Origin of the sequence: Rhodomicrobium sp. R_RK_3 (assembly GCF_002198715.1) — a bacterium.
Taxonomy (GTDB): Bacteria; Pseudomonadota; Alphaproteobacteria; order Rhizobiales; family Rhodomicrobiaceae; genus R-RK-3.
In genome coordinates this window covers 41,274-67,535 of record NZ_MWLK01000008.1, presented here as the reverse complement: position 1 = coordinate 67,535, position 26,262 = coordinate 41,274, and the positions used below count along the sequence as shown (strand labels likewise).

The following is a 26,262-nucleotide window of genomic DNA, read 5'->3' as shown; positions in this document are numbered from 1 at the left end:
TCAAGCCGCGGCCGGCATCCCATCGCGATGAGCAGGCCGAACCTCATAGGCCCCCGCCCCGATGCCGCGCCGATCCTGCTCGGCGGGGCCTATCTGCTGCTCGCCCTCGCCGTGCTGAGCCGCGACGCCATGCCGGCCGGCGTCCTCGCCGCCACCGCCGTGCTCGGCGCGGCCCTCGTCGCGCTGAGCGTCATCGACCTGCGCACCATGCGCCTGCCCGACGCCATCACCCTGCCGCTGGTCGCAACCGGCCCGCTGCTCACCTTCGCCCTCGGCTGGGATGATCCGCTCTGGCGCATCGCCGCCGCCGCCGCCGGTTTTTTGGCCCTCTATGCGCTGGCCCGGGCCTATCGGGCCCTGCGCGGACGCCCTGGCCTCGGCCTCGGCGATGCCAAGCTGTTTGCCGCGGCGGGCGCATGGCTTGGCCTCGAAGGGCTGCCCTCCGTGATGCTCTGGGCGAGCGGCGTCGCGCTGGCGGCGGTGCTGGTGGCGCTGTTGCGCGGGCAGCCGGTCGAGGCGTCCTCGCGCATCCCCTTCGGCCCGTTCCTGGCGCTCGGTTTCTGGATCGTCTGGCTGTTCGGCCCCCTCGGCTGAACTGCCGGATCGGACCAAGGTCCGTTGTTGCCACCCTCGCAATTTGCCAAAATTCCGGGCTGAAAAGAGGGTGGCCGTCACCATGTTCAAGCGATTGCGTTCTCTTCGCCGCCCCGAGGCGGAAGCCGGCTTCACGCTTCTCGAATTGCTGGTCGTGCTCGGCATCCTGGCCTTGCTGGCGACCGTCGGCTATCCACAGGTGCTGCGCTATCTCGGCGCCGCCCGCACCGAGACCGCCAAGACCCAGATCAGCGCCATCGCCACCTCGCTGGAACTATACGCGCTCGACAATGGCAGCTTCCCGCCGCAGCAGGCGGGGCTCAACGCGCTGGTGCAGGCGCCGAGCGGGGCGCGCCGCTGGAAGGGCCCCTATCTGAAGAAGGCCGAGGGGCTGATCGACCCCTGGGGCCATCCCTATCAATACCGTGTCCCCGGCAAGAACTCGCCTTTCGAACTGGCGACGCTCGGGCGCGACAACGCCCCCGGCGGCGAAGGCGAAGACCAGGACATCGTGCATCAGTAGCGCGGAACGACCGCCGGCCTATTCCGTCATCCAGTCGGAGCATTTCTGCGGCATGCTGGTGCCCCAGGGCATGATCGGGACGCTCGAGGTCGAGTTCTCCGGGCTGCCCTCGATCAGCTTATCGGTATAGACGACATAGACCAGCACATTGCGGGTTTTGTCGCAGCCGCGCACGATGCGCATTTTCTTGAAGAAGAACGAGCGGCGCTTCTCGAACATCTCTTCGCCCTGTTCGAATTTCGCCTTGAATTCGATCGGGCCGACCTGCCGGCAGGACAAGGAGGCATTGGACAGCTCCTCCGCCAGCCCGAGCCAGCCGGTCCAGCCGCCTTTTTCCGGCACCGTGAAATGACAGGCGACGCCGCCGACGATGGGGTCGTCGATGGCGTAGGTGGCCAGCTTGTGGTCGGGCGAGAGGAATTTCCAGGTCGTGGTCTTCTTGAAGATCAGATCGGGCTCGTCCGCCGCGCGGGCCGGGAAGGACAGCGCGGAGACCAGGGCAAGGCAAAGAAGCGGAATTGCGCGCATCTGAGAGAAACCTTCCGTTGAGGGGCGTGCGTCCCAAACAATCGAGGGGCCGGTTTGATCCAGCCATGAGTCCGGGGGCTCTGGCCAGTGCGTCGATCTCATGGCGGAGCGAAGGCGGAGCCTGCGCCCCCGGCGCACCCACTCCCAGCTCAAGCTGCGGCGGACCGGGCGAGGCGATGCGCGCGGGCGGTCGCATGTCCAAATCCTCCCCGTATTGCCAGAGTCATTCCAAGCAACGATTTTAGATTACCAGATTGATTTTGCCTCTTAATTTCGCACTGCAAAATAAACCAAATATCCATTACGAGTGCATTAATAACTATTCGCAACCATAGATAGAAATAAAAGGTTTTTTGTTGCCGCACCGCCACGAAAGCAGGCTGAAATCAGGTTTTCCTGAGACGAAAGACTAGCGACAAGCCCTTCTCCTGTTACAAGAGTCAAAGCTGATAGATTTATCAATGGTGACAGGGGAGAGAGAAACGATGTTTGGGGGAAAGGTGCAGGCCGGGCTGATCGGGGGCGCGCTGCTGGCAGCTTACATTCTGTCGCCTGGGCACGCGCTCGCGGCCGATCTGGGCAAGGGGGACGCCGCCGACCTGGAGGAACGCGTCGCCGAACTGGAGGCGACGGTCGCCCGCAAAGGCAACCGCGTCGTGTCGTTCGCGATTGCCGGCCAGGTCAACGAATCGATGTTCTTCTGGGACGACGGCCGCGACAGCGACGCCTATGTCGTCGGCAATACCAGCTCGCAAAGCCTCATCAACTTTCGCGGCGAAGCCAAGATCAGCCCGACCCTGAAGGCCGGTTACTACATCGAGCTCGGCGTCTGGTCGGAAGCCTCCTTCCTGGTCAGCCAGGACAGCGACGAAGGCGCCGGCGCCTTCTCGGACAATGTCGCCATCCGCCATAACATGTTCTATATCGAGGATGACCGTTTCGGCCGCATCTCGCTCGGCGAAACCTCGCCCGCCACCGACAGCATCGCCGAGATCAATCTCGCCAGGACCGTGATCGTCAGGAGCATCGGCTCGCAGCTCTGGTCGGGCGGCTTCGAGCCCGTCGACCGCGACACCGGCATTCGCTCCGGCAATCTGCGCTTCCGCGACATGTGGGGCGGCAACGGCACCCAGGGCATCGGCGACACCAACCGCTACGACGTCATCAAATACGACTCCCCCTCCGTCGCCGGGTTCAAGGTTTCCGCCTCCTGGGGCGAGAATGATTTCTGGGACGTGGCGCTGCGCTATGCCGGCCTTTGGGGCCAGTTCAAGGTCGCCGCCGGCGTCGGCTATTCGAAATGGACCGATAGCGCGACCGGCGGCATCGGCGGCGGCGGCGGCTCGGAAAGCTGCATCGTCGGCGCCAATTTGCACACCGATTGCTCCGATCTGGGCATGTCGGCCGGCATCATGCACGTCCCGACGGGGTTGTTCGCCCATGTCGCCTACGGCCTGAAGACCGACGACAATGCGCAAACCGCCTTCTTCGCCGGCGAGGAAGACGACACCAGCGACACGATCTACATCCAGGCGGGTATCGAGAAGAACTGGTTCGGCGTCGGCCCGACCACGATCTTCGGCGAATATCAGAAGATCAATTCCGGCTATTTCAACACCTTCAACCCTGTCGCCAATACCGGCAGCACCGTCGGCGGCGCGGAAACCGAGATCTGGGGCGTCGGCGTCAACCAGAATTTCGCTTCGGCGGCCTTGGACATGTATGTCAGCTACCGCAATATCAGCTCCGAGGCGGACATTCTGGCGCGCGGCGGCGGCGAGCCGACCGGCAAGCTGGAATTCGAGGATTTCCAGGAAGTCCTCGCCGGCGCCAGAATTCAATTCTGATCGGCTGAGACGAGTGCTCCTCATCCTTGCAAGCCGCCCCCGAGAGGGGCGGCCTTTTTGGCGTTGAGGCGCCGCGCCCGCCCTAGATTGCGCCCTCCGGCCGCCGCAAGCCAGTAGCCGCCGGCACAGTTGATGTGCGATTAAGCCACGCTTTTGTCAGTGGACCTTCGCCGATTCGGACATTACTTAACCTTCTGGGGGCCTTGCCCCCGGGGGGCCGAGCCGTCATGCTTTTCCCCTGATGCGGACGTACGGCAATTGGGAAGGGCAGTCGCAGGATGGTTGCTGGCCATGGAAATCTGACGGACGCCGCCCCCAAGAGCCGGTCGGAACGCCGCCGGGAGGGCACGCGGCGCCGGCTGATGCGCGCCGCCTATGAGATCATCGCCGAACGCGGCCTCGAGGGCCTCGTCATCCAGGAAATCACCCAATTCGCCGATGTCGGCTATGGCACGTTCTACAATCACTTCCCCTCCAAGGAAGCCATCGTCGACGCGGTGATCGATGCCGCCTTCCAGCGCATCATGGAATTCCACCAGCGCGCCTCCGCGATCTGGCCCGATGCCGTCGATGCCTTCGGCATGGGCATGCGCGTCTCGCTGAACGAGGCCAAGAACGACCGCATGTGGGGCTGGTTCGTCATCCGCTCGGTGCTGTCGGGTGGCCAGTCCTTCCACCGGGGCGTCGCCTCGCACCTGAAGAAGCGGATCGAGCAATGCGTCGCCGCCGGCCATGTCCGCTGCGACGATCTCGACATGGCCCGCCATGTCATCGGCGGCCTGCTGCTGATCGGCACGATCAATCTGGTCTCCTCCGAAATGACCGAGGATTACGAGGCCCGGCTGATCGAGACCGGCCTGCAAGCGCTCGGCATTTCCGAGGACCGGATCAGGACCATCATCACCCGGCCGATCCCGCAGCTCGACCTCGCCGCGTTTCTCGACCCCTCCGACGAGATGATCTGAGCCTTCCGGCTCAATAGGGTGTGCCGCCCGCGCGCTTGGCCGCCAGCGCCGTCGCGTACCACTCGAACTCGTCGAGCTGGCGCGATGCCGCCTTGTCGAGCCAGGGCTGGGTCGGCGTGCCGTCCTCCGCCAGCGTCTTGCCGATTTCGGGGATGGTGAGGACCGTGGGCAGGCTCGGCATGCCCAGCTCCGCGAGCACCGGCCTGAGGGCGATCGCCGCCCGCACGCCCGCGAACCGTCCCGCCGAATAGGAGACGATGGTCGAGGGGCGCCAGAAATATTCTTCGAGGAAATGGTCGAGCAGGTTCTTCAGCGCGGGTGGGATCGACTGGTTGTACTCGCCCGAGACGATGACGAAGCCATCGGCGCGCCGGTAGAGATCGGCGAGGTCCTGCATCACCTGCGGCGCGGTGCCGGGGGGGAATTCCTTGAACATGCGGTCGAGCAGCGGCAGCGGCCGCTCCATCGGATCGACCAGCACCGGCTGGTGGCCGCGCCGCTGCAGGTGGCCGATGATGAAGCGCGCCGCCTTGATGCCCTGGCGGTTGGCGCGCACCGTTCCAAGCAGGACGGGGACGAGAAGACCCAAAATCCACTCCATTTTCGCAGATGACCGCCGCCGCCACGGAGGCGGCCGCCAGATCCATATCAGCATGGGCGTTCAAAAAAGGTAAGCGCGGCAAGCGCCTCTTAACAGAGGCGAGGGGAGTCCAATTGATGCGACTCCGCCTAGTCCTGCCTCGCCGGGAACAGCGACAGGCTCTGCTTCTGGCCGTCGGCCTCGAATTGGACGCTGCCGGGCTCGATGCGGCTGAGGCGCCAGCCGTTCAGCGTTTGGCCGATCTCGACCCATTCGCCGGTCGGCGAGTCGCCGGAGCGGATCAGGGCGCGCTCGGTGCGGCCGCTCTCCTTCATGATGCCGACCAGGGCGATGCCGTCAGGCAGCCTTGCCACGCGGCGCTGGGCCGACGCGGCCGGCGCGGCCTGGGCGGTTGCGTCGGGCGGGCGGCGGCTCGCGCGGAACAGCGGACGCGCCAGCGTCTGCGGATATTGCCCCGGCCGCGCCGCGACCGCCTCAGGCGCCGGGCTGTCGATGGCCGGAAACGGCGCCTCCTCGCTATCCGCCAGCACCACGGGCGACACGTCGATCTCCTGCGTCAGCACATGCCAGTTCAGCAGCGCCAGCCCCGCGCACAGGCCGAGCGCCAGCAGCACCGGAGCCCCGCCGCGCTCCTGCCCCGGGACACCGCTCATAGCTTCGCCTCCCCTTCCGCCTGCACCGCGCCGACAATGCCGAAGCGCACTTTCAGATCATCGCTGCCCTGGCGGCGTCCGGCGACCGGCGCAACTTGCAGGGACTGGATGAACAGATATGGCCGCCGCGATTCGAAGGCCAGGATCAGCGCCTGAAGCTGGCGGATGTCGGCGTCGAGTTCGGCCTGCACGCCGATGAAGCGCAGGCCGTCCCGCTCATGCACCGGCAGCGCGTGGGCCGAGGTTAGCCGCACGCCCTGCTTTTCCGCCACTTCCGTGATGACGGCTTGCAGGCTCGCCGTGCGCAGCGCGTCGGTCTCGCCGGGCAGGAACAGGCCGCTGCGGATGGCGGCGGCGGAGCGCTCGGTCAGCGCTTTGGCGGCATCCTTGTTCGCGGCGAAGGCTTCGAAACGGGCGAGCTGTTCGCGCTCCGTGGCGATCTCCGAGCGCAAGGCGTCGAACCGATGCACCAGCGGCATCACGAACAGCGAGACCGCCAGCCCGATCACCGCCAGCAGCAATCCCAGAGCGGCCAGCCGATGCAGAATCCGCTTCAGCGCTTCGCTCATAGCGCGTCTCCGTCCCTGGCGAGGGGCGCGGTCGCGGCATTGTCGCCCTGGCTGAGCTTCATCCGGACGCTGAAGCGCTCCTTATCCTCGATCGTGTCGAACATGACGGGCGAGGTCAGGGCCGCCTCGGCGAAAAGCGGCGAGGCTTCCAGAAGCGGCACCAGCGCGGCGGCGGATTTGGCGAAGCCGGTGAATTCGACCGTGCCGCCGTCGATGCGCAGGTCGGAGACCCAGGCGCTGTCCGGCAGGATCGCGGTCAGTTCCTCGATGATGCGGGCGAGCGGCACGCGCTGGCGCAGCAGGTTCTGCATCGCCCCGATCTGCGCCGAGGCGGTTTGGGAGGCTTCGACGGCAATCCGGACGCTCGCCGCTTCGCTGCGGGCGGCGGAGGCGCGCGCATTCAGCGCCGCCAGCGCGCTCTGATGCCGCGTGAACAGCATCACCACCGCCGAGACCGCCAGCGCGACGGCGAGCCCCGCCAGCACCGGCGCGAGACGGGCGCCGCGCCGCGATCCGTCCTGCCGCGCGGCGAGGAAATCCACCGGCAGTCCGCCGCGACGGTCCTCGCTCCAGCAATCGGCGAAGGCCGGCTCGATGCCGAGCGTGCGCAGCCCATCGACCAGCGGATCGAGCGTCTTGCGCTTCACCACGAGATGCCGGACCAGCCGCTTGCCGCGCGGCGCATTGCCGGGGAGGACGTAGTGCGCCGTCAGCACGTCGGCGGTGCGGAATGGCGTCGTGCGCTCCATGTCCAGATCGAGCATCCGGCCGAAATCGGCCTCGGCCTGCGCGGGCAGTTCGACGTTGCGGGCGAAACAGTTTTGGCTGCCGAGCCGCAATCCGAGTGGCGTGCCGCGACGCCTCCGGGCGACACCGGCGAGCTCGATCAGCCCGGCCTCGCCGGGTTCCGCCGCCTCGGCCAAAATCTCCGACTGGCCGCCCCGCTCCAGCATGAGCTTGAGCCTTGCCCCATCGGCCGAAACCACCAGCCGGCGCGCATGATCCTGGCGCGCGAGCAGCGTTTGGCGCGGCAGCAAATCGCGCAGCTCGCCGCCCCACCAGCGGAAAAAATCATGAATCCCGGTCGAAAACTGGCTTTGCACCATGCAACGATTTCACATGTTCCGTGAGTACTCAGACTTAGGTCCGATGTCCCTTACGTCAAAACTGCGGAGGCGAGACGCCGTTGGTCCAGCTATCGTCAAACTACAATATCCGATAGAATTGCCATAATGATTTCCTTCGCACTTGCTGTACGCGTCCTATGAGTCAGTCCGAGGTTGCTGCCCCGAAAAATACCGCCGATCCGCGCAATGCGGGCTTCGTCGAGCGGTTCGGCGCCTATCTCGTCGAGCGCGACGTGCTGGCCGAACTGGCGGTCAGGCGGGCGGTCCGAGCGCAGGAGCAATCGGGCGAGCGCTTCGATCTGGTGCTGACGCGGCTGGGCCTCATCCCCGAAGCGGACATGGCCCGCATCCTCGCCGACTATCTCGGCCTGCCGCTCAAGAGCGCCGCCGATCTGCCGCTCGTCGCGCTGTTTCCGGGGGAGCTGGAAGCCGGTTTCCTCGCCGCCGCGAAGATGATCCCGATCGATGATGACGGCGAGCGCGTTACCCTGGCCATGGCCGATCCGTTCAACGCCGAGGCGGTGTCCGCGCTGGCCTTCCTGCTCGGCCGGGGGATCGATGCGGCGGTGATGTCGCAGGCCGAAGTCGCGCTCGGCATCGCGCGGCTCTATGGGGGAGCGGGCGCGCCGCAAGCCAAGGCCGATTACCGCGCCGAGACCGGCGACGAGGGCGGCGAGGAGGACGTCCGGCGCCTCGAAGACCTCGCCAGCGAAGCGCCGATCATCCGGCTGGTGCATGACCTGATCGCCCGCGCCGCCGAAATGCAGGCCTCCGACATCCATCTCGAACCGCGCGATGATGGCCTGCGCGCCCGGCTGCGCCTCGACGGCGTGCTGCACACGGTCGAGACCTATCCCGTCTCGGCCAAAGCCGCCGTCACGTCGCGCATCAAAATCATGGCGCAGCTCAACATCGCCGAGCGCCGGGTGCCGCAGGACGGCCGCATCAAGGCGACGGTGCGCGGCCGCGAGATCGACCTGCGCGTCTCGACCATGCCGACCATGAACGGCGAAAGCGTCGTCATGCGCCTGCTCGACCGCGCGAGCGTCAATCTCGATTTCGCCGCGCTGGGTTTCGCCGCACCGATCCGCGACGCGCTGGTCGAGGTGCTGGCCGAGCCGAACGGCATCATCCTCGTCACCGGCCCGACCGGCAGCGGCAAGACCACGACGCTCTATACCGCGCTCAGCCTGCTCAACAGCAGCGAGCGCAAGACTTTTACCGTGGAGGACCCGATCGAATATCAGCTCGACGGCGTCAACCAGATCCAGGTGCAGCCGAAAATCGCGCTGACCTTCGCTTCGATCCTGCGCTCGGTGCTGCGCCAGGACCCCGACACCATCATGGTCGGCGAAATCCGCGACCTGGAGACGGCGCGCGTCGCGGTGCAGGCGTCGCTGACGGGCCATCTGGTCTTGTCGACAGTGCACACCAACAGCGCGGCGGCGACCATCACCCGCCTGCTCGACATGGGCGTCGAAAGCTATCTGCTCGCCTCGACGCTGAAAGCGGTGCTGGCGCAGCGCCTCGTCCGCCGCCTCTGCGATCAATGCGCCGCGCCCGCCGAGCCGTCGCCGGTGCTGATCGACAGCATCGGGCGCGCGGGGCTGGCGAAAACAGCTTCGACACCACGCCATCCCGTCGGCTGCCCGGCCTGCCGCCAGACCGGCTTTCGCGGCCGCACCACCGTCGCCGAGCTGCTGCTGATGAGCACCGGCGTCCAGGACCGGCTGCTGGCCGACGGCTCCGAGCGCGCCATCCAGGAGGCCGCCAGCGCCGACGGCATGCCCGGCATGTTCTCGGACGGCGTCGCCAAGGTGCTGGCGGGCGAGACCACGCTGGACGAAGTCCTGCGCGTCACCCGGATGGCCTCGTGATGCGCTACGGCTACCGCGCATACGACGCCAGCGGCCGGCTCGTCGAAGGCGAGATCGTCTCCGACAGCCGCGAGACGGCGCTGGAGGCCCTGCACCGGCGCGGCGAGTTCCCGCTCGAAGTGCGCGACGGCCTGATCGCGCCGAAAACGCCATGGTGGGAACGCGAGATCGTGCTGTTCCGCAGCGTCTCGCTGAGCGGCCTAGCCCTGTTCACCCGCGAGCTAGCGACGCTGGTCAAGGCCGACCTGCCGCTCGACGAAACCCTGCGCATCGTCGCCTTGCAGCCCTCGCTCTCCGGCGCCATGCGCCGCACCACCAACGCCATCCTGGCGCGCGTGCTCGAAGGCCGGTCGCTGTCGCAGGCCATGGCCGCCGAGCCCGACGCCTTCCCGGAATTCTACTGGCGGCTGGTGCGCGGCGGCGAGGCGTCCGGCACGCTCGGCGAGGTGCTCGAAGACGTCGCCGGCTTCCTGGAGCGCTCGGCGGAGATGCGGTCCAAGGTGCTGGCGGCCCTGCTCTATCCGGCGATCCTGCTGACCGTCGCCGGGCTCGCCATTGTCGCGATCATGGCCATCATGCTGCCCGCCATCGTGCCGCTGCTGCGCGATTCCGGAGCGCCCCTGCCCTTCATCGTGCGCGTGCTGGAAGCCATTCGCGAGACCATCACCGGCAATTGGCTGCTGACTTTCGGCGTCGCCGCCAGCGTCATCGCGGCCATCGTCACGCTGATGGCGACCGGCCTGCTCAGCCTCGTATTCTCGCGCCTCACGCTCAGCCTGCCGCTGATCCGCGGCCTTGTCATGCAGCGCGAAGTGGCGCGGTTCTCGCGCACCCTGGCGACGCTCATGAAAAGCGGCGTGCCGCTGCTGGAGGCGACCCGCATCGCCGGCGGCGTGCTCGCCAATCTCACCTACCGATCCGTCATCGAAACCGTGACCGAGGAACTGCGCCAGGGCGCGCCGCTCACCCGCCCGCTGACCGCCAGCGGCTATTTTCCCGAGGTCGCCTTGCGGCTGATCGCGGTCGGCGAGAAGACCGGGCAATTGGAGACCATGCTGCTGCGCGTCGCCGACATCTTCGAGGCCTCGTTGCAGCGCCAGCTCGACCGCGTCACGGCGCTGATCACGCCGATCCTGACGCTGGCCATCGGCTTCCTGGTCGGCGGGCTGATCGTCTCGGTGATGGGGGCGCTGCTCTCCATCAACGAACTCGCCATCAATTGAGGCCGGCCATGCACCAGAAAGCGCATCGCGCCGATGACGGCTTCACCTTGCTGGAAATGCTGATCGTGCTTGGCATTCTGGCACTGGCGGGGACCGTCGCCATGCCGCTGGTCAATCGCCCCGTGGACGACGCAACCTTGACCGCCACCGCGCGCAAGCTGGCCAATGAGATGCGCCTCGCCCGCGCGTCCGCCATCCGCGACAATGCCGAGCGCACCTTGACCATCGATCTGGCCCGGCGAAGCTTTTGGGTCGACGGCGTCACGGGCGCCTCGCCGATCGCGCAAGGCATCGCGGTCGATCTCGTCACCTTGCAGCGGGAACGGCTTTCGGCGCGGCAGGGGCGGCTGCGCTTCTTCGTCGACGGCTCGGCGACCGGCGGCAATGTCGTGCTCAAGGCCGGGCGGCAGGTGGTCAGCGTCGATCTCGACTGGATGACCGGCCATGCCAGCGTGACGCGGGGCCGCTGAGATGGCGTTGCACAAGGAAGACGGCTTCACCCTGGTCGAGACGATCGTCGCCTTCGTCATCATGAGCGCGGTGGCGGTGATGCTCTATCGCGGCCTGTCGAGCGGCATGCGGGTGTCGAAACTCGCCGACCGGGCGGAGGCGGCGCTGATGGTGGCGCAGGCCCGGCTGGCGGCGGTCGGCATCGAGACGCCCATGCAGGCGGGCACGCAGGCGGGCCGCGACGGCGACATCGCCTGGGAGATCGCGATGCGGCCCTATGCGTCCGGCGACGGCGCTGAGCGGAGCGCCTTTTGGGCGACGGTCACGGTGTTCTGGAGCGAGCCCCGCGCCGCGCGTCCGCGCAGCATTCAGCTCACGACGCTGAAGCTGGGGCGCACGCAATGAGGCGGCGGGGCGGCGACGGGCAGGCTGGCTTTACGCTGGTCGAGCTGCTGATCTCGCTGGTTATCCTGTCGCTGATCCTGTCGCTGATCCCGGCGACCCTGCGCATCGGCCGCCGCGTCTGGGAGACCGACGACGCCTTCGAGCGCCGCCAGGGGCTGGACAGCTTTCGGCGCTATGTCGAGCAGCGCCTGACCGAGGCGCTGCCGATCCACCTGCGCGACCGCGCGCGCGGCCTGCGCATCGAGTTCAGCGGCGAGCCGGGGCGGCTGTCATTCGTGGCGCCCGCCGCCGCGGGACCGGGAGGAGGCGGCGTCTACAGGTTCGAGCTGACATTGGGCGATGCCGGGTCGGGGAAGGCGCCTCTGGTGCTGCGGCAATCGCTCTACCGCATCGGCGACGCCGCCGGCATGACCGACGCGCCGCCCGCCGGATCGCCGGCGCTGGAGCACCGCTCCCACGAAGGCGTCGCCGGCTTCGCGCTGCGCTATTTCGGCCCGCCCGAGCCAAACAAGCCCGGCGCCTGGCACGCCGAATGGCCCCGCCGCGACGCCCTCCCCGATCTGGTGGAACTCTCCTTCACCCTCGGCGGCCCGAGCCAGAAGATCGAGCGAAGCATCGTCCCGCTGCGGCTCAAGGACGGCCCTTAGGGCCGATTGAGATGAGACGGACGCGGTTTCTCGAAATCCCCGCGAAGGCGCGGATTCAGTACGCCGCAGCGTAGATGGTTGGGCAGAAAGCCGAATTAAGTTTGTGAATACTGGATCCCCACCTACGCGGGGATTTCGTCTTGGGGGTGGCAAGCGGATCCAAACCCATCCTGCTCCACGGCGCGATCAGCTTGGCTCCTAGCCGCAGCCCGCCCTCTCCCATGGGGAGAGGGCTGCGCGCGAAGCGCGCCGGGTGAGGGGGTAATGCTGATCCGTGTGTCTACGCCCTCGCCTCACGGATAGGGATTACCCCCTCACCCCAACCCTCTCCCCATGGGAGAGGGAGTTCCGCTGCGGATTTTGAACGGCTGGCTGGCACGCCGCCCTTCCCCCTGGGATAGGGCAAGGCTGCGGCGGTTCGAGCGGTAAGAGTCGCTGCCGTGCGCGGGGGCCGAAGTCCCGCTCCCGCGTCGTTCGCGAGGCGAGCAGGAGCCGCTATTGCGCACTCTTCGGCGACCCGGCGGAATCGGCGCCGGGCTGCGTCTGCGGGATGGGCTGTGCCGAGCGCGGCGCGGCGGCGGCCTGCTTGCCGAGCTCCTTTTCGGATTGCTCGATCTCGTGCTGCGAATATTCCTCCGGCTTGCAGGAGCAGCCGCGAACATATTGCTTCCGGTTCCGCCAAGCGTTTTTCATGTTGTTATAGGGCTCGCCGCTCAGCGAGACCATCTGCTCGACCTCTTCGCCCGGGTTCTTATAGACATAGAGCTGGGCCGGGGCGGCGCACTGGTCCTTGCATTTCTGCTCGTCCTCGGCGAAGCGGCTGCCGAGGGTGGAGAAGCTGATCGGGAAATAGAAGCCGTCGCAGCTCCGGACGCACATGGTGCGGTAGGAGGCGAAAGGCAGGTTCGTCTGGTTCGGCTGGGTGTTGGCGTAGCCGCGGTCGAAGGAGGTGTCGTCGTCCTGCCAGAAGGAGAAGATCGAGTTGGAGCGGCGGCGCGATTCGTTTTCGCGGGTGTAATTGTCGCCGCAGCCATTGCGGGCGAGTTCGGCGACCAAATCCTCGCGCCGGATGCGCCGGTTGGCCGAATTGGTCAGCGCGTCGCGCTGCTCGCGCAGGGAGGAGATGCTGCGGCGGAAGCCTTCGATGTCGGCGTCGAGCGCGATACAGGCCTGGGTGCGCTTCAGCGATCGGCCGAAAATGAACATGTCCTCATAGCATTCGCGCCGGTCGGCCTCGGTCTCGGCGCCCTGGCGCTTGCGCTGCAGGATGTCCAGCTCCTGATCGATTCGGGACACCGCTTCCTGCGGGCTGGAGGTGCGCTGCCAGTCGCTGACCAATTGCCGCTCCAGATCCTGGCAACGCAGCGAGCGCTGGTCGCCGCGCTGTTGCGGCTGCTGCTGGCCCGGCTGATATTGCTGATATTGTTGCGGCTGTGGGTATTGCTGCGCCACGGCAGGCGCCGCGGCGAAGGTGGCGGCCCAAAGCACGCCGGCAATCGCACCGCGCGCGGAAATCTTGTTGGAAACGCACAGCAACCGCATATCGAAACTCCGCATCGGTCCCTCCCCCAATGCCGTTGCATTGCTTTGGCGGTACTATGGACGGGTGGTCAAATCAGGTCAACGCCGCATTCGGCGCGCGCGGCTTTGCCGCCCTGGCGCGTCGGCGCTTCCCAGGGGGCGCAAAAATGCCTAAGAAATCAGGTCGGTTTGCGGCAAGCGATAGGAAAAAAAGATGAGCGATCTGAATGAAATCCTGGCGCGTAATGCCGAATGGGCGCGGCAGAGGGTCGAACAGGACCCCGATTATTTTTCGCGCCTGACGGGTCTGCAGGCGCCGGAGATCCTTTGGATCGGCTGTTCCGACAGCCGTGTGCCCGCCAATGTCATCACCGGTCTGGAGCCGGGCGAGGTGTTCGTCCACCGCAATGTGGCGAACCTGGTTTATTCGGCCGATATCAACTGCATGTCGGTGCTGCAATTCGCCGTCGAGATGCTGCGGGTCAAGCATGTCATCGTCTGCGGCCATTACGGCTGCGGCGGCGTGCGCGCGGCCCTGCGCGGCGACAGCGAGGGGCTGATCGACCATTGGCTGGAGCCGGTGAAGCAGCTCGCGCGCGCCCGCGACGGGCATCTGGCGACGCTCCCGGACGACGAGGCGCGAATTAATTTCCTCTGCGAGGAGAATGTGCGCTCGCAGGTCGCCAACCTGGCCTTTTCGCCGGTGATGCGGCTGGCCCGAGAGCGGGGCCAGGATATTACGCTGCACGGCTGGGTCTACGGGCTGGATAATGGTCTGCTGCGGGATCTGAAATGCGGCGAGGTCGGGCTGCGGTAGCGGCGGGATCATTTTGCTTGGAGCAACGCGCTGCAACTTGCCGCAGCCCAACCCTCTCCGAGGGGAGAGGGTGGCGCGCGAAGCGTGCCGGGTGAGGGGTGTCGGACTCACGGCTCGCTCACGAACCCCTCACCCCCGCCCTCTCCCAAGGGAGAGGGAGTCCGGCTGTGGATCGTGGAGGGGTTGCCCCTATCCGTGTCCATGTAAAAGGGATCCCGCTTCAGCGGCGGAAAGGGCGCTACCCCTCACCCACCCGCCTCCGGCGGGAGCCCTCTCCCGCAAGGGGAGAGGGCAAGCTCGCGGCGCCTCTCGTTTTTAGCCCTCTCTCCTCGCACGAGAGGGCGGACGCGAAGCGGCCGGGGGAGGGGGGACCCTGGCGCCGGCGCTCGCGGCTGTGCCCTACATCCCCGCGTAATTCGGCCCGCCCGCGCCTTCCGGCGGCACCCAGTTGATGTTCTGCGAGGGGTCCTTGATGTCGCAGGTCTTGCAGTGGACGCAGTTCTGCGCGTTGATCTGGAAGCGCTTCTGCCCCGCCTCCTCGACGATCTCATAGACCGCCGCCGGGCAATAGCGCTGCGCCGGCTCGGCATATTCCGGCAGGTTGACCCGGATCGGGATCGACGGATCCTTCAGCACCAGATGCACGGGCTGATCTTCTTCGTGATTGGTGCCCGAGAGAAACACCGAAGACAGCCGGTCGAAGGTCAGCACGCCGTCCGGGCGGGGATAGGCGATGGGCTTGAAATCGGCGGCGTGGCCGGTCGCGGCGGCGTCGGTCTTGCCGTGTTTCAGCGTGTAGCGCAGGAACGGGAACAGCGTGTTCAGCCACATTTCGGCGCCGCCGACGATGGTGCCGAGCCGCGTGCCGAGCCGGGTGAGCAGCGGCTTCACATTGCGGACGCGGCGCAGATCCTTGGCGATGGCGCTGGTCTTCACCGACGCCTCATAGCTCGCCAGCTCGTCATTGGCCCGGCCCTCGCCGAGCGCGGCGAACGCCGCTTCCGCCGCCAAAATCCCCGACAGGATCGCATTATGCGAGCCCTTGATGCGCGGCAGGTTGATGAACCCGGCTGAGCAGCCGATCAGCGCCCCGCCCGGAAAGGCCAGTTTCGGGATCGATTGCCAGCCGCCCTCGGTGATCGCCCGCGCGCCATAGCCGATGCGCTTGCCGCCGGCAAAGACCGGCGCAATCGCCGGATGCGTCTTGAAGCGCTGGAATTCCTCGAACGGCGCGAGGTAGGGGTTTGCGTAATTCAGATGCACGACGAAGCCGACCGCGACGAGATTGTCGCCGTAGTGATAGAGGAACGAGCCGCCGCCGGTCGCATCGTCGAGCGGCCAGCCTAGCGTGTGCTGGACGAGGCCCGGCTTGTGCTGCTCCGGCTTCACCTGCCAAAGCTCCTTCAGCCCGATGCCGTATTTCTGCGGGTCGCGGCCCTCGCGCAGGCCGAACATCGGCACCAGTTGCTTGGTCAGCGAGCCATGCGCACCCTCGGCGATCAGCGTGTATTTGCCGCGCAGTTCCATGCCGCGCGTAAAACGCTCCGTCACCTTGCCGTGGCGGTCGACGCCCATGTCGCCGGTCGCGACGCCCACCACTGCGCCGTCGGAATTGCGCAGCACCTCGGCGGCGGGAAAGCCCGGATAGACTTCCGCGCCGAGATTGGTCGCCTGCTCGCCGAGCCAGCGCACGAGATCGCCGAGGCTGACGATGTAATTGCCGTGATTGCTCATCAGCGGCGGCATGGCGAAATTGGGCAGCCGCAGCTCGCCTTCCGCGCCGAGATAGAGGAAGCGGTCGTCGGTGACTTCCTGCGTTACCGGCGCGCCGAGCTCCTTCCAGTTCGGCAGCAGCGTGTTGAGCCCGACCGGGTCGATCACAGCGCCGGAGAGGATATGCGCGCCGACCTCGGAGCCCTTCTCCAGCACGACGACGGAAATCTCGCGGTCATGCTCGGCGGCGAGCTGGCGCAGGCGGATGGCCGCGGCAAGGCCGGCAGGGCCCGCGCCGCCGATCACCACATCGAAATCCATGCCCTCGCGCTCGGGCAGGCCGTTTTCGGCTTCGCTCATGTTTCCCCTCTTGTTCTCGCCGGCGATTCCGCCGCGCGCGCTCTTGTCAAGCGCCAAGCTTTGCCCTTGTTCTACGTGGCATGGTAAAGCTCTAGCAAGAACCAACCGCGCGGCGCGACAGGAGATGATGCAGGCAAACGACCCATATCCGGACGACATGGCCGTCGAATTGCTGCGCTGGTACCGGGCGATGGGCGTCGACGAGGCCGTGGCGGATACGCCGCAGGATTGGTCCAGCCACAATGCCGAGCGGCTGGCGGAGGTTCCGCTTGCCCCGGCCAGGCCGCAGACGGGCGCGCGAATCGCTCCGCCTGCGGCCCGTCCGGCAGCGCCGCCGCCGCCGGCTCCGCCCCGCACCGTTCACCTGCCGCCCGCCGATGCCTCGACGCTCGCCGCCCGGGAACTGGCCCGCGATGCGCCGGATCTGGCCGCGCTCGAGGCGGCGCTCGCCGGGTTCGACCTCTGTCCGCTGAAGAAGACCGCCAAGAGCCTGTGTTTCGCGCGCGGCAATCCGAAGGCGCGGCTGATGCTGATCGGCGAAGCGCCGGGCCGCGACGAGGATCTGGAGGGCGCGCCCTTCGTCGGCCGGGCCGGGCAGTTGCTCGACAAGATGCTGGCGTCCATCGGCCTGGGGCGCGACGAGGCGTACATCACCAACGTCGTCTACTGGCGTCCGCCCGGCAACCGCACGCCGACGCCGCAGGAGGTGCAGGCCTGCCAGCCCTTCCTGCAGCGGCAGATCGAGCTGGTCGCGCCCGAGGTGCTGCTGCTGCTCGGCGGCGCGGCGGCCAAGCAATTGCTCGCCACCGACCAGGGCATCACCAAGCTGCGCGGCAAATGGATGAGCTACGAGGCGGGCGGCCGCACCATCCGCACCATGGCGACGCTGCATCCGGCCTATCTCTTGCGCACGCCCGTCGCCAAGCGCCAGGCCTGGCGCGACCTGCTGATGGTGAAGTCCGTGCTGGACGGGACGGACTGACGAGCCGCCCGCGCTTTCCGTCGTCCCGGACACCGCGAAGCGGTGAGCCGGGACCCAATCATCTGTCCGCGAGTGCTGCGGCAAGAGGAGAGGCGAGTGGGCCCCGGCTCTTCGGCCGGGGCGACGGAGGAGAGATATTGGCGTAGGCGCAACACCGATAGGCAAAATCCCTCACCTTCACCCTCTGGCAGAGGAGACTTGGCCATGCGTCGGTTCGAGCCCAGAGCTGGCCACACCCAACCCGGTCATGCCAAGCCTTGCCCGCGCCGCCAGATATTGGCGCTCCAGCCGGTCCACCAGCTCAGCGGCCGGCACCACCGCCTTCACCGCGCCGATGCCCTGGCCGGAGCCCCAGATCTCCTTCCACGCCTTGCTCTTCGATGTGCCGCTGGCAAAATTCATCGCGGAGGGGTCGCTGCTCGGCAGATTGTCCGGGTCCATGCCGGCGGCGGTGATGGACGGCTTCAGATAGTTGCCGTGAATGCCGGTGAACAGGTTGGTGTAGACGATATCCTCGGCGGCGCTCGCGGCGATCATCTCCTTATAGGTGGAGGGCGCGTTGGCCTCCTCGGTCGCGATGAAGGCCGAGCCGATATAGGCGAGGTCCGCGCCCATCGCCTGCGCGGCAGGCACGGCATCGCCCGTCGCAATTGCGCCGGAGAGCAAAAGCGGCCCGTCGAACCATTCGCGGATTTCCTGCACCAGCGCGAAGGGCGAAATCCCCCCGGCATGTCCGCCCGCGCCAGCACAAACCGCGATCAGCCCGTCCGCGCCCTTGTCGATGGCCTTGTGGGCGAAGGTGTTCGAAATGATGTCGTGCAGCGTGATGCCGCCGTAGGAATGCGCCGCCTCGTTCACCTCCGGCCGCGCGCCGAGCGAGGTGATCATGATCGGCACCTTCCACTTCACGCAGATTTCCAGGTCGCGCTCCAGCCGCGGGTTGGAGCGGTGAACGATCTGATTGACGGCATAAGGCGCGGCGGGCCGATCGGGATGGGCCTGATTGTGCCGGTCGAGCGCTTCGGTGATGCGGCGCAGCCAAGCCTCCAGCGCGATCGGCTCGCCCTCCTTCTCGCGCGCATTCAGCGCCGGAAAACTGCCGACGACGCCTGCTGTGCATTGCGCGATGACGAGATCCGGGTTGGAGACGATGAAGAGCGGTGCGCCGACCACCGGAATGCGCAGCGAGCGGAGAATTGGCGGCAGGGCCATGTCAGTTCCTCTTTTTGACGATCAGCGCGTCGAGCGCGAGGCAGCGGTCCGGCAGGGCGCGAAGCGGGTTCATCTCGACGCTTTCCAGCCGGTCCGCATTGGCGGCGGCGAAGAGAGAGAGTTTTGAGATGGCATCGGCCAGCGCGTCAAGATCGGCGGGCGGCGTGCCGCGCGCGCCCTTCAGCACGGCGGCGCCTTTCAGCCCGTCGATCATCTCGCGCGCCACCGCCGGGCCGAAGGGGGCGCGGCGGAAGGCGACATCCTTCAGCACTTCGGTGAGGATGCCGCCCAGGCCGAACATCACCATCGGGCCGAACACCGGATCGATTTTCGCGCCCACAATGCATTCGATGCCGCCGGAGACCATCGGCGAGATCAGCACGCCGTCGATCTGCGCCAGCGGCATCGCCGTCACCGCATTGGCCATGATGTGGTGGAAGGCGGCCTCGGCCGCGTCCGCGCCTTCGACGCCGAGCATGACGCCGCCGATTTCGGTCTTATGCGCGATGTCGGGCGAGACGATCTTCATCGCGACGGGCCCATCCATCAGCGTCGCGGTGGAGGCGGCATGGCTGGCGGTGGTGACGAGCACGTCGTCGACCATCGGCAGCCCGGCGGCTTGCAGGATCTCCTTCGCGCCACGCTCCGAGAGCGGGCCGTCCGGGAATTCGACCGGATCGGGCACCGCCAGCAGGTCGCCGCCGCGCCATGCGAAAGCCTGTCCGAAGAACATCAGCGCGGCCATGACGGCGACGGTGCGCGTCGCGTCCTCGAAGCAGGGGAAGCCGGCGTCCTCATAGCGCTTGCGGACCTCCTCTGGCGCGAGCAGGCAGTGCAGGAATAGCCGGTTCTCGTAATGCGACATGGTCTCGGTCAGATGGCCGAGCAGCTTGTCGGCCAGCAGGGGCGACCCGGCGACCGAGGTCCAGAAGCCGATCAGCCCGTCATAGCCGCCGCGGTCGAGCATGGCGCGGGTGAAGCGCGGGATCAGCGTCAGGTCGTTGAAGAATTGCGCGGTGACATCGACCGGATTGCGCGCCGAGGCGAAGGGCAACAGCGCCTTCAGCTCGGCCTGCATATCCTCGGGCATCGGCGCCACGTCGAGGCCGTAATCCTCGGCGGCATCGGCGATCAGCACGCCCGCGCCGCCGGAGATCGTGACGACGCCGAGCCGCTTGCCGGCCGGATAGATGCGCGGGCGGCAGGCATAGGCGATGTCGAGCATTTCCTCGGTGCTGCGCGCCCGATAGGCCCCATATTGCCGGAGCACGGCGTCGTAGATCGCATCCTCGCCCGCCAGCGAGGCCGTGTGCGAACTCGCCGCCTCCGCCCCGACCGCCGAGCGCCCGACCTTCATGAAGATCACCGGGATGCGGTTGGCGCGCGCGCCTTCCAGCGCCTCGATCAGCATCGGCCCGTCCTTGATGCTCTCGGCATAGGCCATGATGGTGTGCACGTCCTCGCGCTCGGCATAGAGTTTTATCACCTCGGCGACGTGCAGATCCGCCTCGTTGCCGGTCGTCATCCAATAGCCGATGCCGAGGCCGCGCAGATGCGACACCATATAGATATGGCTGCCATAGGCTCCGGACTGGCTGGCGATGGAGATGCCGCCGGGCTCCGGCCTGGCGCGGTCGATGGTCGAGGTGAATGTCGGGAAGAAGCGCATCGCCGCGTTGAACGCGCCGAGGCAGTTCGGGCCGACGACGCGCACGCCGGTCTCCCGCGCCAGGGCGCATAATTCGTCCTGTAGAGCGATGCCGTCGCCGCCCATCTCGGCAAATCCCGAGGACAGCACCATGACGGTCTTCGCCCGCTTCGCCGCCGCCTGCCGCACCACCCCGCAGACGCTCGCCGCCGGCACCGCGACCAGCACGAAATCCACATCGCCCTCGATCTCGGCGAGCGAGGGATAGGCCCGCAATCCCTGCACCGTCTCGCGGCTCGGATTGACGGGATGCACCGCGCCCTCGAAGCGCTGGCGGATCATGTGGGAGAGAGGCCGGCCGCCAATGCGCGTCGGGTCGTCCGACGCGCCGACGATGGCGATGGAGCGCGGGTTCAGCAGGTCGTCGAGTGTCGTCATGAAACCTCAAACCGTGGCGATCGGCGTCGTGGGCGAACCGACGGCTCCGGGGAGCCGCAAGGGCGGCGCGGTGAGCAGGAAGCGCGTGCGCCCGGCGCCGCGCAGATAGGCCGCAAGTTCGCTCAGCCACCACAATTCGCCCAGGTGGATGCCGAGCTTGAACAGGCACAGCTCGTGCAGCGGCAGCAGCGCCCGCCGCCCCTCGCCGCTGCGGTTCGGATAGCGCTCCACCGCGTAATTGTCGGCCGCGATGATGGCGAGGCCGCTGTCCCGCACCCATTCCTGCAGGCGCGGATCGCGTCCGTCGAGCGCGGCGCAGGACCGATGCAAAACGTCCGAATTCGGCTGACGGTTCATTTCCAGCACCTTGCGGGTAAAGCCCGTATGCAGGCAGACCATGTCGCCGGCCTCGACGGCGGCGCCCTGCGCACGCATCGCCTCGTCGAGCGCGTCGAAGCCGATATCGACCATGGCATCGCCGTGGATGGCGTGCAGGTCGATCAGCACGGCGCGGCCCTGCACGCAGCGCTCGGCCATCCTCTCGATGCCGAGGCGCTTTGCCTCCGCGCCTTCGAACGCGCCGCATTCGCCGTGGCCGCCTTCGAGGACGATATGCTCGCCGCCGCGCCAGCCATTATAGAACACCGCCTCCGCGACGCCGTCGCCATCGGCGTCGAATTCGGAGCCGACATGCGAGAGCGCGTCCCACTGCGTCGAATATTGCGTGTGGATCAGCACCCGGTCGTCGCAAATCACGTCGCTCAGCTCCGCATTGGTCGCCGAGAGCGGCACCAGATAGCGCGGCGCACCGTCCGCGCCCTTGGTGGCGAGGCGCTGCGGCGGGTGGCGCGCGGCGTTGAGCAGATTGCCGCCGGGATAGTCGAGCGGCAGCGACAGGCAGAAGCTGCGCCCGTCGCGCACTTCGGCGATGCCTTGCAGCAGCTTCTCCGGCGTAATCAGATTGAGCCGGCCCGCCTCGTCATCCGGCCCGAAATCACCCCAGTTCGAGCCCTCGGGCCTCCGTTTCCAGCGCATCCGGCCTCCTCTTCTCGGTGCGGGATGGAGGCTCAGCCACGCTCACGGCCTTGGCCCCGGCGGCATCGTCCGGCGCGGCGGCAGCCCTCGCGTCCATCCCTTCGCTTTTTTTTTGCAAGCCTACCATCCGGCCCGAAAAGTGGAATCGTTTTCTGCATGCCAGAATAAGCGGGCCGCCGCTCCCGCCACGTCGTCAGGCTTTGAAATATTGCCGGCTGATCCACTCGGCCATCAGCGCGAGGCGGCCGCCGCCGTCGATCTCGACCTCGACCTTGTATTTCATGGTCAGCTCGCCGGGCTTCAGCTCCTCCGCCGAGATCACCGTGAACCGCCCCCGGATGCGCGAACCGGCCGGCACCGGCGCCAGGAAACGGATCTTGTCGAAGCCGTAATTGACTCCCATCCAGACGCCTTCGACGCGCGGCACCGCCTCCATCGCCATGGCCGACAAGAGCGACAGCGTCAGGAAACCATGCGCGATGGTGCCGCCGAAGGGCGTCGCCGCCGCGCGCTCGGGATCGACATGGATGAACTGCCAATCCTCGGTGGTGTCCGCGAAGGCGTTGATGCGCTCCTGGGTGACTTCGATCCAGCCGGACAGGCCGATTTCCTGTCCCGCCATGGCCTTGAAGCCGGCGGCGGGCAATGATGCGCGCTGGCTCATCGGGCGGCACCGGGGCAATGCGGATATGCGGTGGTCATAAGGGCCGGTCTCCTCTGCTGGCGCTTCATCATGCGCCAGCAACATCCGGGCGGCAATCGGCAGGGCGGCGCCTAAGCCGTCTCGGCCTTGCCGTCGAAGACCACGGAAACGCGGACATTGCCGCCGCCGCGCAGCAATTGCACCGAGACGTCGGTGCCGTGGCGGCGGACGACGAAATCGACGCTGGCATCGCCCAGGCGCAGGTCGCGGATGGTGACCTCGTCGAGAAATTCGGGCAGGCGCGGATTGCGCATGCGGATCTCGCGGGCCTGCGGGTCGAATTCCAGGCCGAGCGCGGCTTCGAGCAGGGCGAAGGGCGTGGCGCTCGCCCAGGCTTGCGGCGCGCAGGCGACGGGGTACAGCGTCGGCCCGCGCCCCTTGGAGCGCTGGAAGCCGCAGAACAGCTCCGGCAGTCGGCGCAGCTCCATATAGGTCGCCGCATCGGCGAGGCCCCGGAAGACGCGCTCGACCTCGTCCTTGGCGCCGTATTGGGCAAGGCCCATGGCGATCATCGCGTTGTCATGCGGCCAGATCGAGCCGTTGTGATAGGACATCGGATTGTAGCGCGCCTCGTCCTTGGCGATGGTGCGGATGCCCCAGCCGGAGAAGAAGCGCGGCCGCAGCAGCTCGCGCGCGACCATGGCCCCGCGGTCGGGGCGGACGATGCCGGAGAACAAGAGGTGCCCGGCATTGGAGGAGCGGACGCGGCAGGGCTGCTTGTCGCCGTCGAGCGCCAGCGCATAGGTCTCGAGCTCGGGCAACCAGAACGCCGCCTCGAAGCGCTCGGCCAGTTGCGTCGCCTGCTCGTCCAACTGCCTGGCGCGTTCGTGCTCGCCGAGCAGCCGGGCGCAATGGGCGGCGCGCCGTTTGGCCTCGTAGACATAGCCCTGCACTTCGCACAGCGCGAGCGGCCCCCGGGCGAGGCGGCCATCGGCGTGGAAGATGGAATCGTCCGAATCCTTCCAGCCCTGATTGGCGAGCCCGTCGTCGGTGGCGCGGAAATATTCCACGAAGCCGTCGCCGTCCATGTCGCCATACTGGTCGATCCAGGCCAGCGCGGCCTCGGCGGCGGGCCATAATTCGCGCAGCGTTTCCATGTCGTTGGTGCGCGCGACATAGCGGCCGAGCAGCACCAGGAAAAGCGGCGTGGAATCGACGCTGCCATAATAGCGGGCGAAGGGCACCTCACCGAGCGCGGCCATTTCGCCGCCGCGCATTTCGTGCAGGATCTTGCCGGGCTGCGCATCCGACGCCGGGTCCTCGATCTTGGCCTGATAGCGGGCGAGCCGCCGCAACACGCCGCGCGCGATGCGCGGATTGGCCCAGAGCAGCATGATCGCGGTGATCAGCCCGTCACGGCCGAAGGTGGTCGAGAACCAAGGGATGCCGGCGTAAGGGTACTGGCCTTCGGGGGTGTCGGTCAGCAGCATCGACATATCCGCCATCGACTGGCAGAGGATCTCGTTGAACAGCACGTTCGAGGTCTCGACCGTCGCCGCGGCGCGGCCCGGCGCGCGCAATTCGCGGCGCACGGCGAGGAAACCGGCGAGGAAGCGCGACGGGCGCTCGTCGATGGCCTGATCGCAGCCGACAGTGAGGAACACGGCCTTCTCTTCGTCCGGCTGCAGGGTGATCTGGTGTGAGGCGGAGTTGGTGCCGATCTCGGTCGGGGCGGGATCGAACATCACGGTTGAGCGGCGCGCCTGGCCGTCGAGGCCGAGATAGGTCATCACCACTTTATCCGGACCGGCGACGCGCCGGTTGACCACGCCGCGCTGCTGCCGCCGCATGCCGCGCACTTCGAAAATATCGGCGAAATCGCTGCCGAAATAGATGGTGGCGCGGAAATTCACCGGGCGATCACCATAATTTTTCAGCGACAGCCGTTGGTAGAGCGTGCCCCGCCAGACGAAGATGTTGCGGGTGATATGCACCGTGTCCTTGCGCAGGACCAGTTCGCCATCAGCGAAAATATCGGGATTGGTCAGTTCGACGGTCAGCAGCGAATTGTCGTCGCGGACATTGGAGCCAAGGAGCAGTGGCTGCAAGCCGTCGATGACGACTTCGAGATAGGACAGGAAGCGGGTGTCGCAGTGGAACAGGCCGTCCTGTCCGCCGGCGGAGGCGCCGATATCGCCGTAGCTGTCGAGCACCAGAAAGGCGTCGCCATGCTTCAGCGTTCGGCGCGCTCGCGAGGATTGCCCCCTCGCCGTTATGTAGAAGGGGGCTTCCGAGAACCCATCAGGACCTTTGGTTGTCTCTAACGCGCTCTCGGCTGTCATGGCACTCCAATCAATTCATGCTTTTTTGGTCTCTCCGGGAAGACAGCACACTGTCTCTTGCCGCCGGGCGCCGGCTGGCGGGCATCTGCGCCTGCTCCAGCATCCGTTCGTAGACCGTGACGTAATCCGCAGCCATCCGCGACGCGGAGAACCGTTCCTCGAACCGGCGGCGCACACGGCGGCGGTCGAGAACTACGGTGCGCTGCAGAACGCTGACCGCTTCTTCCTCGGTATCGACGATGTAACCAGATAGTCCATCATCTATAATCTCCGGAACTGAACCGTTCCTGAACGCCAGAACCGGAGTGCCGCAAGCCATCGCCTCGATCATCACCAGACCGAAAGGCTCGGGCCAATCGATGGGGAACAATAGCGCGCGAGCATTGCCAAGAAACGCGGTCTTTTGACGCTCATTGATCTCGCCGATGAATTCGACGCCCGGCTGGTCGAGCATCGGCTTGATCAGCTCGTCGAAATATTCCTGGTCGGCCTTGTCGACTTTTGCTGCGATCTTCAGCGGAATGCCCGCTGCCAGAGCGATGCGGATGGCGCGGTCAGGGCGCTTCTCTGGCGAGATTCTGCCGAGAAAGGCCACATAATCGCCCGTCTCCGACAGATTGGGCTTCAAAAGCTCGTGCGGCAATCCGTGATACACCGTGCCGGCGAAATTGGCGTTGGAGACCGGACGGCGCTGGCTGTCCGAGATCGAGACCAGCGGCATGTCGGGGAATGCGGTGTACAGCATCTTCAGGTCAGGAATGTCCTGACGTCCGTGCAGCGTGGTGACGGTGCGCCCGGCCAGTTGGTTGAACAGCGGGAACTGAAAATAATCGATATGGAAATGCAGGATGTCGAACTCGTCGGCCATGCGGCGGACGCGATCGAGCATCAGCATGTAATAAGGGATCTGCTCCTTGACGGCCGGGTCCAGCCGCAAGGCCATGCCGGCGCAACTGACGAGCTCGGCGGCGGTGGTTGAATCACCGCTGGCGAACAACGTCACGTCATGCCCCATCCGCACCAGCTCTTCCGTCAAATAGGAAACGATCCGCTCCGTGCCGCCGTAGTAACGGGGCGGGACGCTTTCGATCAAAGGCGAAATCTGGGCTATTTTCATTTGGTGTCATCCATCGTGGCAACGAACCTCACACAAACATTAGATAGAGCAAAAAAGTTCCCAAAAGAGGGCGCGCACAGTCTCAGGGACTTAACATAATCGTCTGTAAAAAGGCCGTAAAAAAGCAAGCAAAATTCGATGTCGAGTTTGAGGATACTTGCATCGTTTAAATTGAAGTCAGGCAGGCGTAATATTGTCGATAGACAGCAGAGAAAAAATCTAACGTAGCTATATTGTCGGTTGCACTGCACATTCTGTCCAAAATGCGTCGAAATGGCGCAGATGGGTACTGGCGAAATGCTTGTCATGCCGCATTACGGAAAGTCCGGTGTCTGCATTTCACGCTTGAGGTTGCAGGGTTAACTCTTTGGTATCATTTGAGCTTATTGCGCCATCCTTCCCCATGGTGCAGTGCAGCATGGTCG

Annotated in this window: 24 protein-coding genes; 11 read left to right on the top strand and 13 right to left on the bottom strand. The window is 66.4% G+C overall.

What is annotated here, in order from left to right; genetic code table 11:
- The first annotated feature begins 27 nt into the window (after positions 1–27).
- Complete coding sequence (locus BLEFHOIH_RS04070; RefSeq protein ID WP_088343238.1) at positions 28–594, top strand: A24 family peptidase; 567 nt, start codon at positions 28–30, stop codon at positions 592–594.
- An 82-nt stretch (positions 595–676) separates the two neighbouring features.
- Complete coding sequence (gene gspG / locus BLEFHOIH_RS04065; RefSeq protein ID WP_088343237.1) at positions 677–1,117, top strand: type II secretion system major pseudopilin GspG; 441 nt, start codon at positions 677–679, stop codon at positions 1,115–1,117.
- A gap of 18 nt (positions 1,118–1,135) precedes the next feature.
- On the opposite strand, the gene BLEFHOIH_RS04060 is transcribed toward gspG, so the two are convergent.
- Complete coding sequence (locus BLEFHOIH_RS04060; RefSeq protein ID WP_088343236.1) at positions 1,136–1,645, bottom strand: CreA family protein; 510 nt, start codon at positions 1,643–1,645, stop codon at positions 1,136–1,138.
- Positions 1,646–2,130: 485 nt separating this feature from the next.
- Here BLEFHOIH_RS04060 and BLEFHOIH_RS04055 point away from each other — a divergent pair, with 485 nt between their 5' ends.
- Positions 2,131–3,492 carry a hypothetical protein gene (locus BLEFHOIH_RS04055; protein ID WP_088343235.1) on the top strand — a complete coding sequence of 454 codons (1,362 nt, stop codon included), beginning with the start codon at positions 2,131–2,133 and terminating at the stop codon, positions 3,490–3,492.
- A 278-nt stretch (positions 3,493–3,770) separates the two neighbouring features.
- Positions 3,771–4,457 carry a TetR/AcrR family transcriptional regulator gene (locus BLEFHOIH_RS04050; protein WP_088343234.1) on the top strand — a complete coding sequence of 229 codons (687 nt, stop codon included), beginning with the start codon at positions 3,771–3,773 and terminating at the stop codon, positions 4,455–4,457.
- A 10-nt stretch (positions 4,458–4,467) separates the two neighbouring features.
- On the opposite strand, the gene BLEFHOIH_RS04045 is transcribed toward BLEFHOIH_RS04050, so the two are convergent.
- The 4 genes from BLEFHOIH_RS04045 to BLEFHOIH_RS04030 all read right to left on the bottom strand — a co-directional run bounded on the left by BLEFHOIH_RS04045 (position 4,468) and on the right by BLEFHOIH_RS04030 (position 7,386).
- Positions 4,468–5,046: an NADPH-dependent FMN reductase gene (locus BLEFHOIH_RS04045; protein WP_088343233.1), complete on the bottom strand. Its 579-nt coding sequence runs from the start codon at positions 5,044–5,046 to the stop codon at positions 4,468–4,470.
- Between the two features lie 140 nt (positions 5,047–5,186).
- Complete coding sequence (locus BLEFHOIH_RS04040; RefSeq protein ID WP_088343232.1) at positions 5,187–5,711, bottom strand: hypothetical protein; 525 nt, start codon at positions 5,709–5,711, stop codon at positions 5,187–5,189.
- Positions 5,708–6,280: a type II secretion system protein GspM gene (gspM, locus tag BLEFHOIH_RS04035; protein WP_088343231.1), complete on the bottom strand. Its 573-nt coding sequence runs from the start codon at positions 6,278–6,280 to the stop codon at positions 5,708–5,710. Before gspM ends, BLEFHOIH_RS04040 begins: the two co-directional genes overlap by 4 nt.
- A complete protein-coding gene (locus tag BLEFHOIH_RS04030) occupies positions 6,277–7,386 on the bottom strand; it encodes a PilN domain-containing protein (protein WP_088343230.1) in 1,110 nt (369 codons plus the stop codon). Before BLEFHOIH_RS04030 ends, gspM begins: the two co-directional genes overlap by 4 nt.
- A gap of 158 nt (positions 7,387–7,544) precedes the next feature.
- On the opposite strand from BLEFHOIH_RS04030, the gene BLEFHOIH_RS04025 reads away from it, so the two are divergent.
- The 5 genes from BLEFHOIH_RS04025 to BLEFHOIH_RS04005 are packed head-to-tail and all read left to right on the top strand — an operon-like array spanning position 7,545 to position 12,009.
- Entirely contained in the window at positions 7,545–9,284 is a 1,740-nt protein-coding gene (locus BLEFHOIH_RS04025) for a GspE/PulE family protein (RefSeq protein ID WP_088343229.1), read from the top strand.
- Positions 9,284–10,507, top strand: a complete 1,224-nt coding sequence (locus tag BLEFHOIH_RS04020; protein ID WP_088343228.1) for a type II secretion system F family protein — start codon at positions 9,284–9,286, stop codon at positions 10,505–10,507. The genes BLEFHOIH_RS04025 and BLEFHOIH_RS04020 overlap by 1 nt, the downstream gene beginning before the upstream one ends.
- An 8-nt stretch (positions 10,508–10,515) precedes the next feature.
- The gene (locus BLEFHOIH_RS04015; protein ID WP_088343227.1) at positions 10,516–10,977 is read left to right on the top strand and encodes a GspH/FimT family pseudopilin; all 462 of its coding nucleotides are present in this window, start codon (positions 10,516–10,518) and stop codon (positions 10,975–10,977) included.
- A 1-nt stretch (position 10,978) separates the two neighbouring features.
- A complete protein-coding gene (locus BLEFHOIH_RS04010) occupies positions 10,979–11,362 on the top strand; it encodes a type II secretion system protein (RefSeq protein WP_088343226.1) in 384 nt (127 codons plus the stop codon).
- The gene (locus tag BLEFHOIH_RS04005; protein ID WP_088343225.1) at positions 11,359–12,009 is read left to right on the top strand and encodes a prepilin-type N-terminal cleavage/methylation domain-containing protein; all 651 of its coding nucleotides are present in this window, start codon (positions 11,359–11,361) and stop codon (positions 12,007–12,009) included. The genes BLEFHOIH_RS04010 and BLEFHOIH_RS04005 overlap by 4 nt, the downstream gene beginning before the upstream one ends.
- Before the next feature lie 495 nt (positions 12,010–12,504).
- Here the strand turns inward: BLEFHOIH_RS04005 and BLEFHOIH_RS04000 are convergent, their stop codons facing one another.
- Positions 12,505–13,566: a DUF2865 domain-containing protein gene (locus BLEFHOIH_RS04000; RefSeq protein ID WP_088343224.1), complete on the bottom strand. Its 1,062-nt coding sequence runs from the start codon at positions 13,564–13,566 to the stop codon at positions 12,505–12,507.
- Positions 13,567–13,744: 178 nt separating this feature from the next.
- Here BLEFHOIH_RS04000 and BLEFHOIH_RS03995 point away from each other — a divergent pair, with 178 nt between their 5' ends.
- A complete protein-coding gene (locus tag BLEFHOIH_RS03995; RefSeq protein ID WP_088343223.1) occupies positions 13,745–14,347 on the top strand; it encodes a carbonic anhydrase in 603 nt (200 codons plus the stop codon).
- A gap of 399 nt (positions 14,348–14,746) precedes the next feature.
- Here BLEFHOIH_RS03995 and BLEFHOIH_RS03990 read toward each other — a convergent pair whose 3' ends face one another.
- Complete coding sequence (locus BLEFHOIH_RS03990) at positions 14,747–16,420, bottom strand: electron transfer flavoprotein-ubiquinone oxidoreductase (protein WP_088343406.1); 1,674 nt, start codon at positions 16,418–16,420, stop codon at positions 14,747–14,749.
- Positions 16,421–16,544: 124 nt separating this feature from the next.
- Here BLEFHOIH_RS03990 and BLEFHOIH_RS03985 point away from each other — a divergent pair, with 124 nt between their 5' ends.
- Positions 16,545–17,402, top strand: a complete 858-nt coding sequence (locus tag BLEFHOIH_RS03985; protein WP_245296862.1) for a uracil-DNA glycosylase — start codon at positions 16,545–16,547, stop codon at positions 17,400–17,402.
- A gap of 177 nt (positions 17,403–17,579) precedes the next feature.
- Here the strand turns inward: BLEFHOIH_RS03985 and BLEFHOIH_RS03980 are convergent, their stop codons facing one another.
- The 6 genes from BLEFHOIH_RS03980 to BLEFHOIH_RS03955 form a co-directional block, all read right to left on the bottom strand.
- Positions 17,580–18,614, bottom strand: a complete 1,035-nt coding sequence (locus BLEFHOIH_RS03980; RefSeq protein WP_088343222.1) for a nitronate monooxygenase family protein — start codon at positions 18,612–18,614, stop codon at positions 17,580–17,582.
- 1 nt (position 18,615) lies between these two features.
- Positions 18,616–20,700 (bottom strand): acetate--CoA ligase family protein, encoded by a 2,085-nt coding sequence (locus BLEFHOIH_RS03975; RefSeq protein WP_088343221.1) that lies wholly within the window; start codon positions 20,698–20,700, stop codon positions 18,616–18,618.
- Positions 20,701–20,706: 6 nt separating this feature from the next.
- Positions 20,707–21,735 (bottom strand): cyclase family protein, encoded by a 1,029-nt coding sequence (locus tag BLEFHOIH_RS03970; RefSeq protein WP_088343220.1) that lies wholly within the window; start codon positions 21,733–21,735, stop codon positions 20,707–20,709.
- Between the two features lie 193 nt (positions 21,736–21,928).
- Positions 21,929–22,399, bottom strand: coding sequence for a MaoC family dehydratase (locus BLEFHOIH_RS03965; protein ID WP_088343219.1), 471 nt, complete (start codon positions 22,397–22,399; stop codon positions 21,929–21,931).
- A 110-nt stretch (positions 22,400–22,509) separates the two neighbouring features.
- Positions 22,510–24,720 (bottom strand): amylo-alpha-1,6-glucosidase, encoded by a 2,211-nt coding sequence (locus BLEFHOIH_RS03960; RefSeq protein WP_088343218.1) that lies wholly within the window; start codon positions 24,718–24,720, stop codon positions 22,510–22,512.
- Positions 24,721–24,730: 10 nt separating this feature from the next.
- Positions 24,731–25,837 (bottom strand): glycosyltransferase family 4 protein, encoded by a 1,107-nt coding sequence (locus BLEFHOIH_RS03955; RefSeq protein ID WP_088343217.1) that lies wholly within the window; start codon positions 25,835–25,837, stop codon positions 24,731–24,733.
- Between the last annotated feature and the right edge of the window lie 425 nt (positions 25,838–26,262).

What these genes read in the sequence shown, in the direction of transcription:
- BLEFHOIH_RS04070 (WP_088343238.1), top strand. Translation starts at nt 28, where the DNA reads ATGAGCAGGCCGAACCTCATAGGCCCCCGCCCCGATGCCGCGCCGATC.
- gspG (WP_088343237.1), top strand. Translation starts at nt 677, where the DNA reads ATGTTCAAGCGATTGCGTTCTCTTCGCCGCCCCGAGGCGGAAGCCGGC.
- BLEFHOIH_RS04060 (WP_088343236.1), bottom strand. Translation starts at nt 1,645, where the DNA reads ATGCGCGCAATTCCGCTTCTTTGCCTTGCCCTGGTCTCCGCGCTGTCC.
- BLEFHOIH_RS04055 (WP_088343235.1), top strand. Translation starts at nt 2,131, where the DNA reads ATGTTTGGGGGAAAGGTGCAGGCCGGGCTGATCGGGGGCGCGCTGCTG.
- BLEFHOIH_RS04050 (WP_088343234.1), top strand. Translation starts at nt 3,771, where the DNA reads ATGGTTGCTGGCCATGGAAATCTGACGGACGCCGCCCCCAAGAGCCGG.
- BLEFHOIH_RS04040 (WP_088343232.1), bottom strand. Translation starts at nt 5,711, where the DNA reads ATGAGCGGTGTCCCGGGGCAGGAGCGCGGCGGGGCTCCGGTGCTGCTG.
- gspM (WP_088343231.1), bottom strand. Translation starts at nt 6,280, where the DNA reads ATGAGCGAAGCGCTGAAGCGGATTCTGCATCGGCTGGCCGCTCTGGGA.
- BLEFHOIH_RS04030 (WP_088343230.1), bottom strand. Translation starts at nt 7,386, where the DNA reads ATGGTGCAAAGCCAGTTTTCGACCGGGATTCATGATTTTTTCCGCTGG.
- BLEFHOIH_RS04025 (WP_088343229.1), top strand. Translation starts at nt 7,545, where the DNA reads ATGAGTCAGTCCGAGGTTGCTGCCCCGAAAAATACCGCCGATCCGCGC.
- BLEFHOIH_RS04020 (WP_088343228.1), top strand. Translation starts at nt 9,284, where the DNA reads ATGCGCTACGGCTACCGCGCATACGACGCCAGCGGCCGGCTCGTCGAA.
- BLEFHOIH_RS04015 (WP_088343227.1), top strand. Translation starts at nt 10,516, where the DNA reads ATGCACCAGAAAGCGCATCGCGCCGATGACGGCTTCACCTTGCTGGAA.
- BLEFHOIH_RS04010 (WP_088343226.1), top strand. Translation starts at nt 10,979, where the DNA reads ATGGCGTTGCACAAGGAAGACGGCTTCACCCTGGTCGAGACGATCGTC.
- BLEFHOIH_RS04005 (WP_088343225.1), top strand. Translation starts at nt 11,359, where the DNA reads ATGAGGCGGCGGGGCGGCGACGGGCAGGCTGGCTTTACGCTGGTCGAG.
- BLEFHOIH_RS04000 (WP_088343224.1), bottom strand. Translation starts at nt 13,566, where the DNA reads ATGCGGAGTTTCGATATGCGGTTGCTGTGCGTTTCCAACAAGATTTCC.
- BLEFHOIH_RS03995 (WP_088343223.1), top strand. Translation starts at nt 13,745, where the DNA reads ATGAGCGATCTGAATGAAATCCTGGCGCGTAATGCCGAATGGGCGCGG.
- BLEFHOIH_RS03990 (WP_088343406.1), bottom strand. Translation starts at nt 16,420, where the DNA reads ATGAGCGAAGCCGAAAACGGCCTGCCCGAGCGCGAGGGCATGGATTTC.
- BLEFHOIH_RS03985 (WP_245296862.1), top strand. Translation starts at nt 16,545, where the DNA reads ATGATGCAGGCAAACGACCCATATCCGGACGACATGGCCGTCGAATTG.
- BLEFHOIH_RS03980 (WP_088343222.1), bottom strand. Translation starts at nt 18,614, where the DNA reads ATGGCCCTGCCGCCAATTCTCCGCTCGCTGCGCATTCCGGTGGTCGGC.
- BLEFHOIH_RS03975 (WP_088343221.1), bottom strand. Translation starts at nt 20,700, where the DNA reads ATGACGACACTCGACGACCTGCTGAACCCGCGCTCCATCGCCATCGTC.
- BLEFHOIH_RS03970 (WP_088343220.1), bottom strand. Translation starts at nt 21,735, where the DNA reads ATGCGCTGGAAACGGAGGCCCGAGGGCTCGAACTGGGGTGATTTCGGG.
- BLEFHOIH_RS03965 (WP_088343219.1), bottom strand. Translation starts at nt 22,399, where the DNA reads ATGAGCCAGCGCGCATCATTGCCCGCCGCCGGCTTCAAGGCCATGGCG.
- BLEFHOIH_RS03960 (WP_088343218.1), bottom strand. Translation starts at nt 24,720, where the DNA reads ATGACAGCCGAGAGCGCGTTAGAGACAACCAAAGGTCCTGATGGGTTC.
- BLEFHOIH_RS03955 (WP_088343217.1), bottom strand. Translation starts at nt 25,837, where the DNA reads ATGAAAATAGCCCAGATTTCGCCTTTGATCGAAAGCGTCCCGCCCCGT.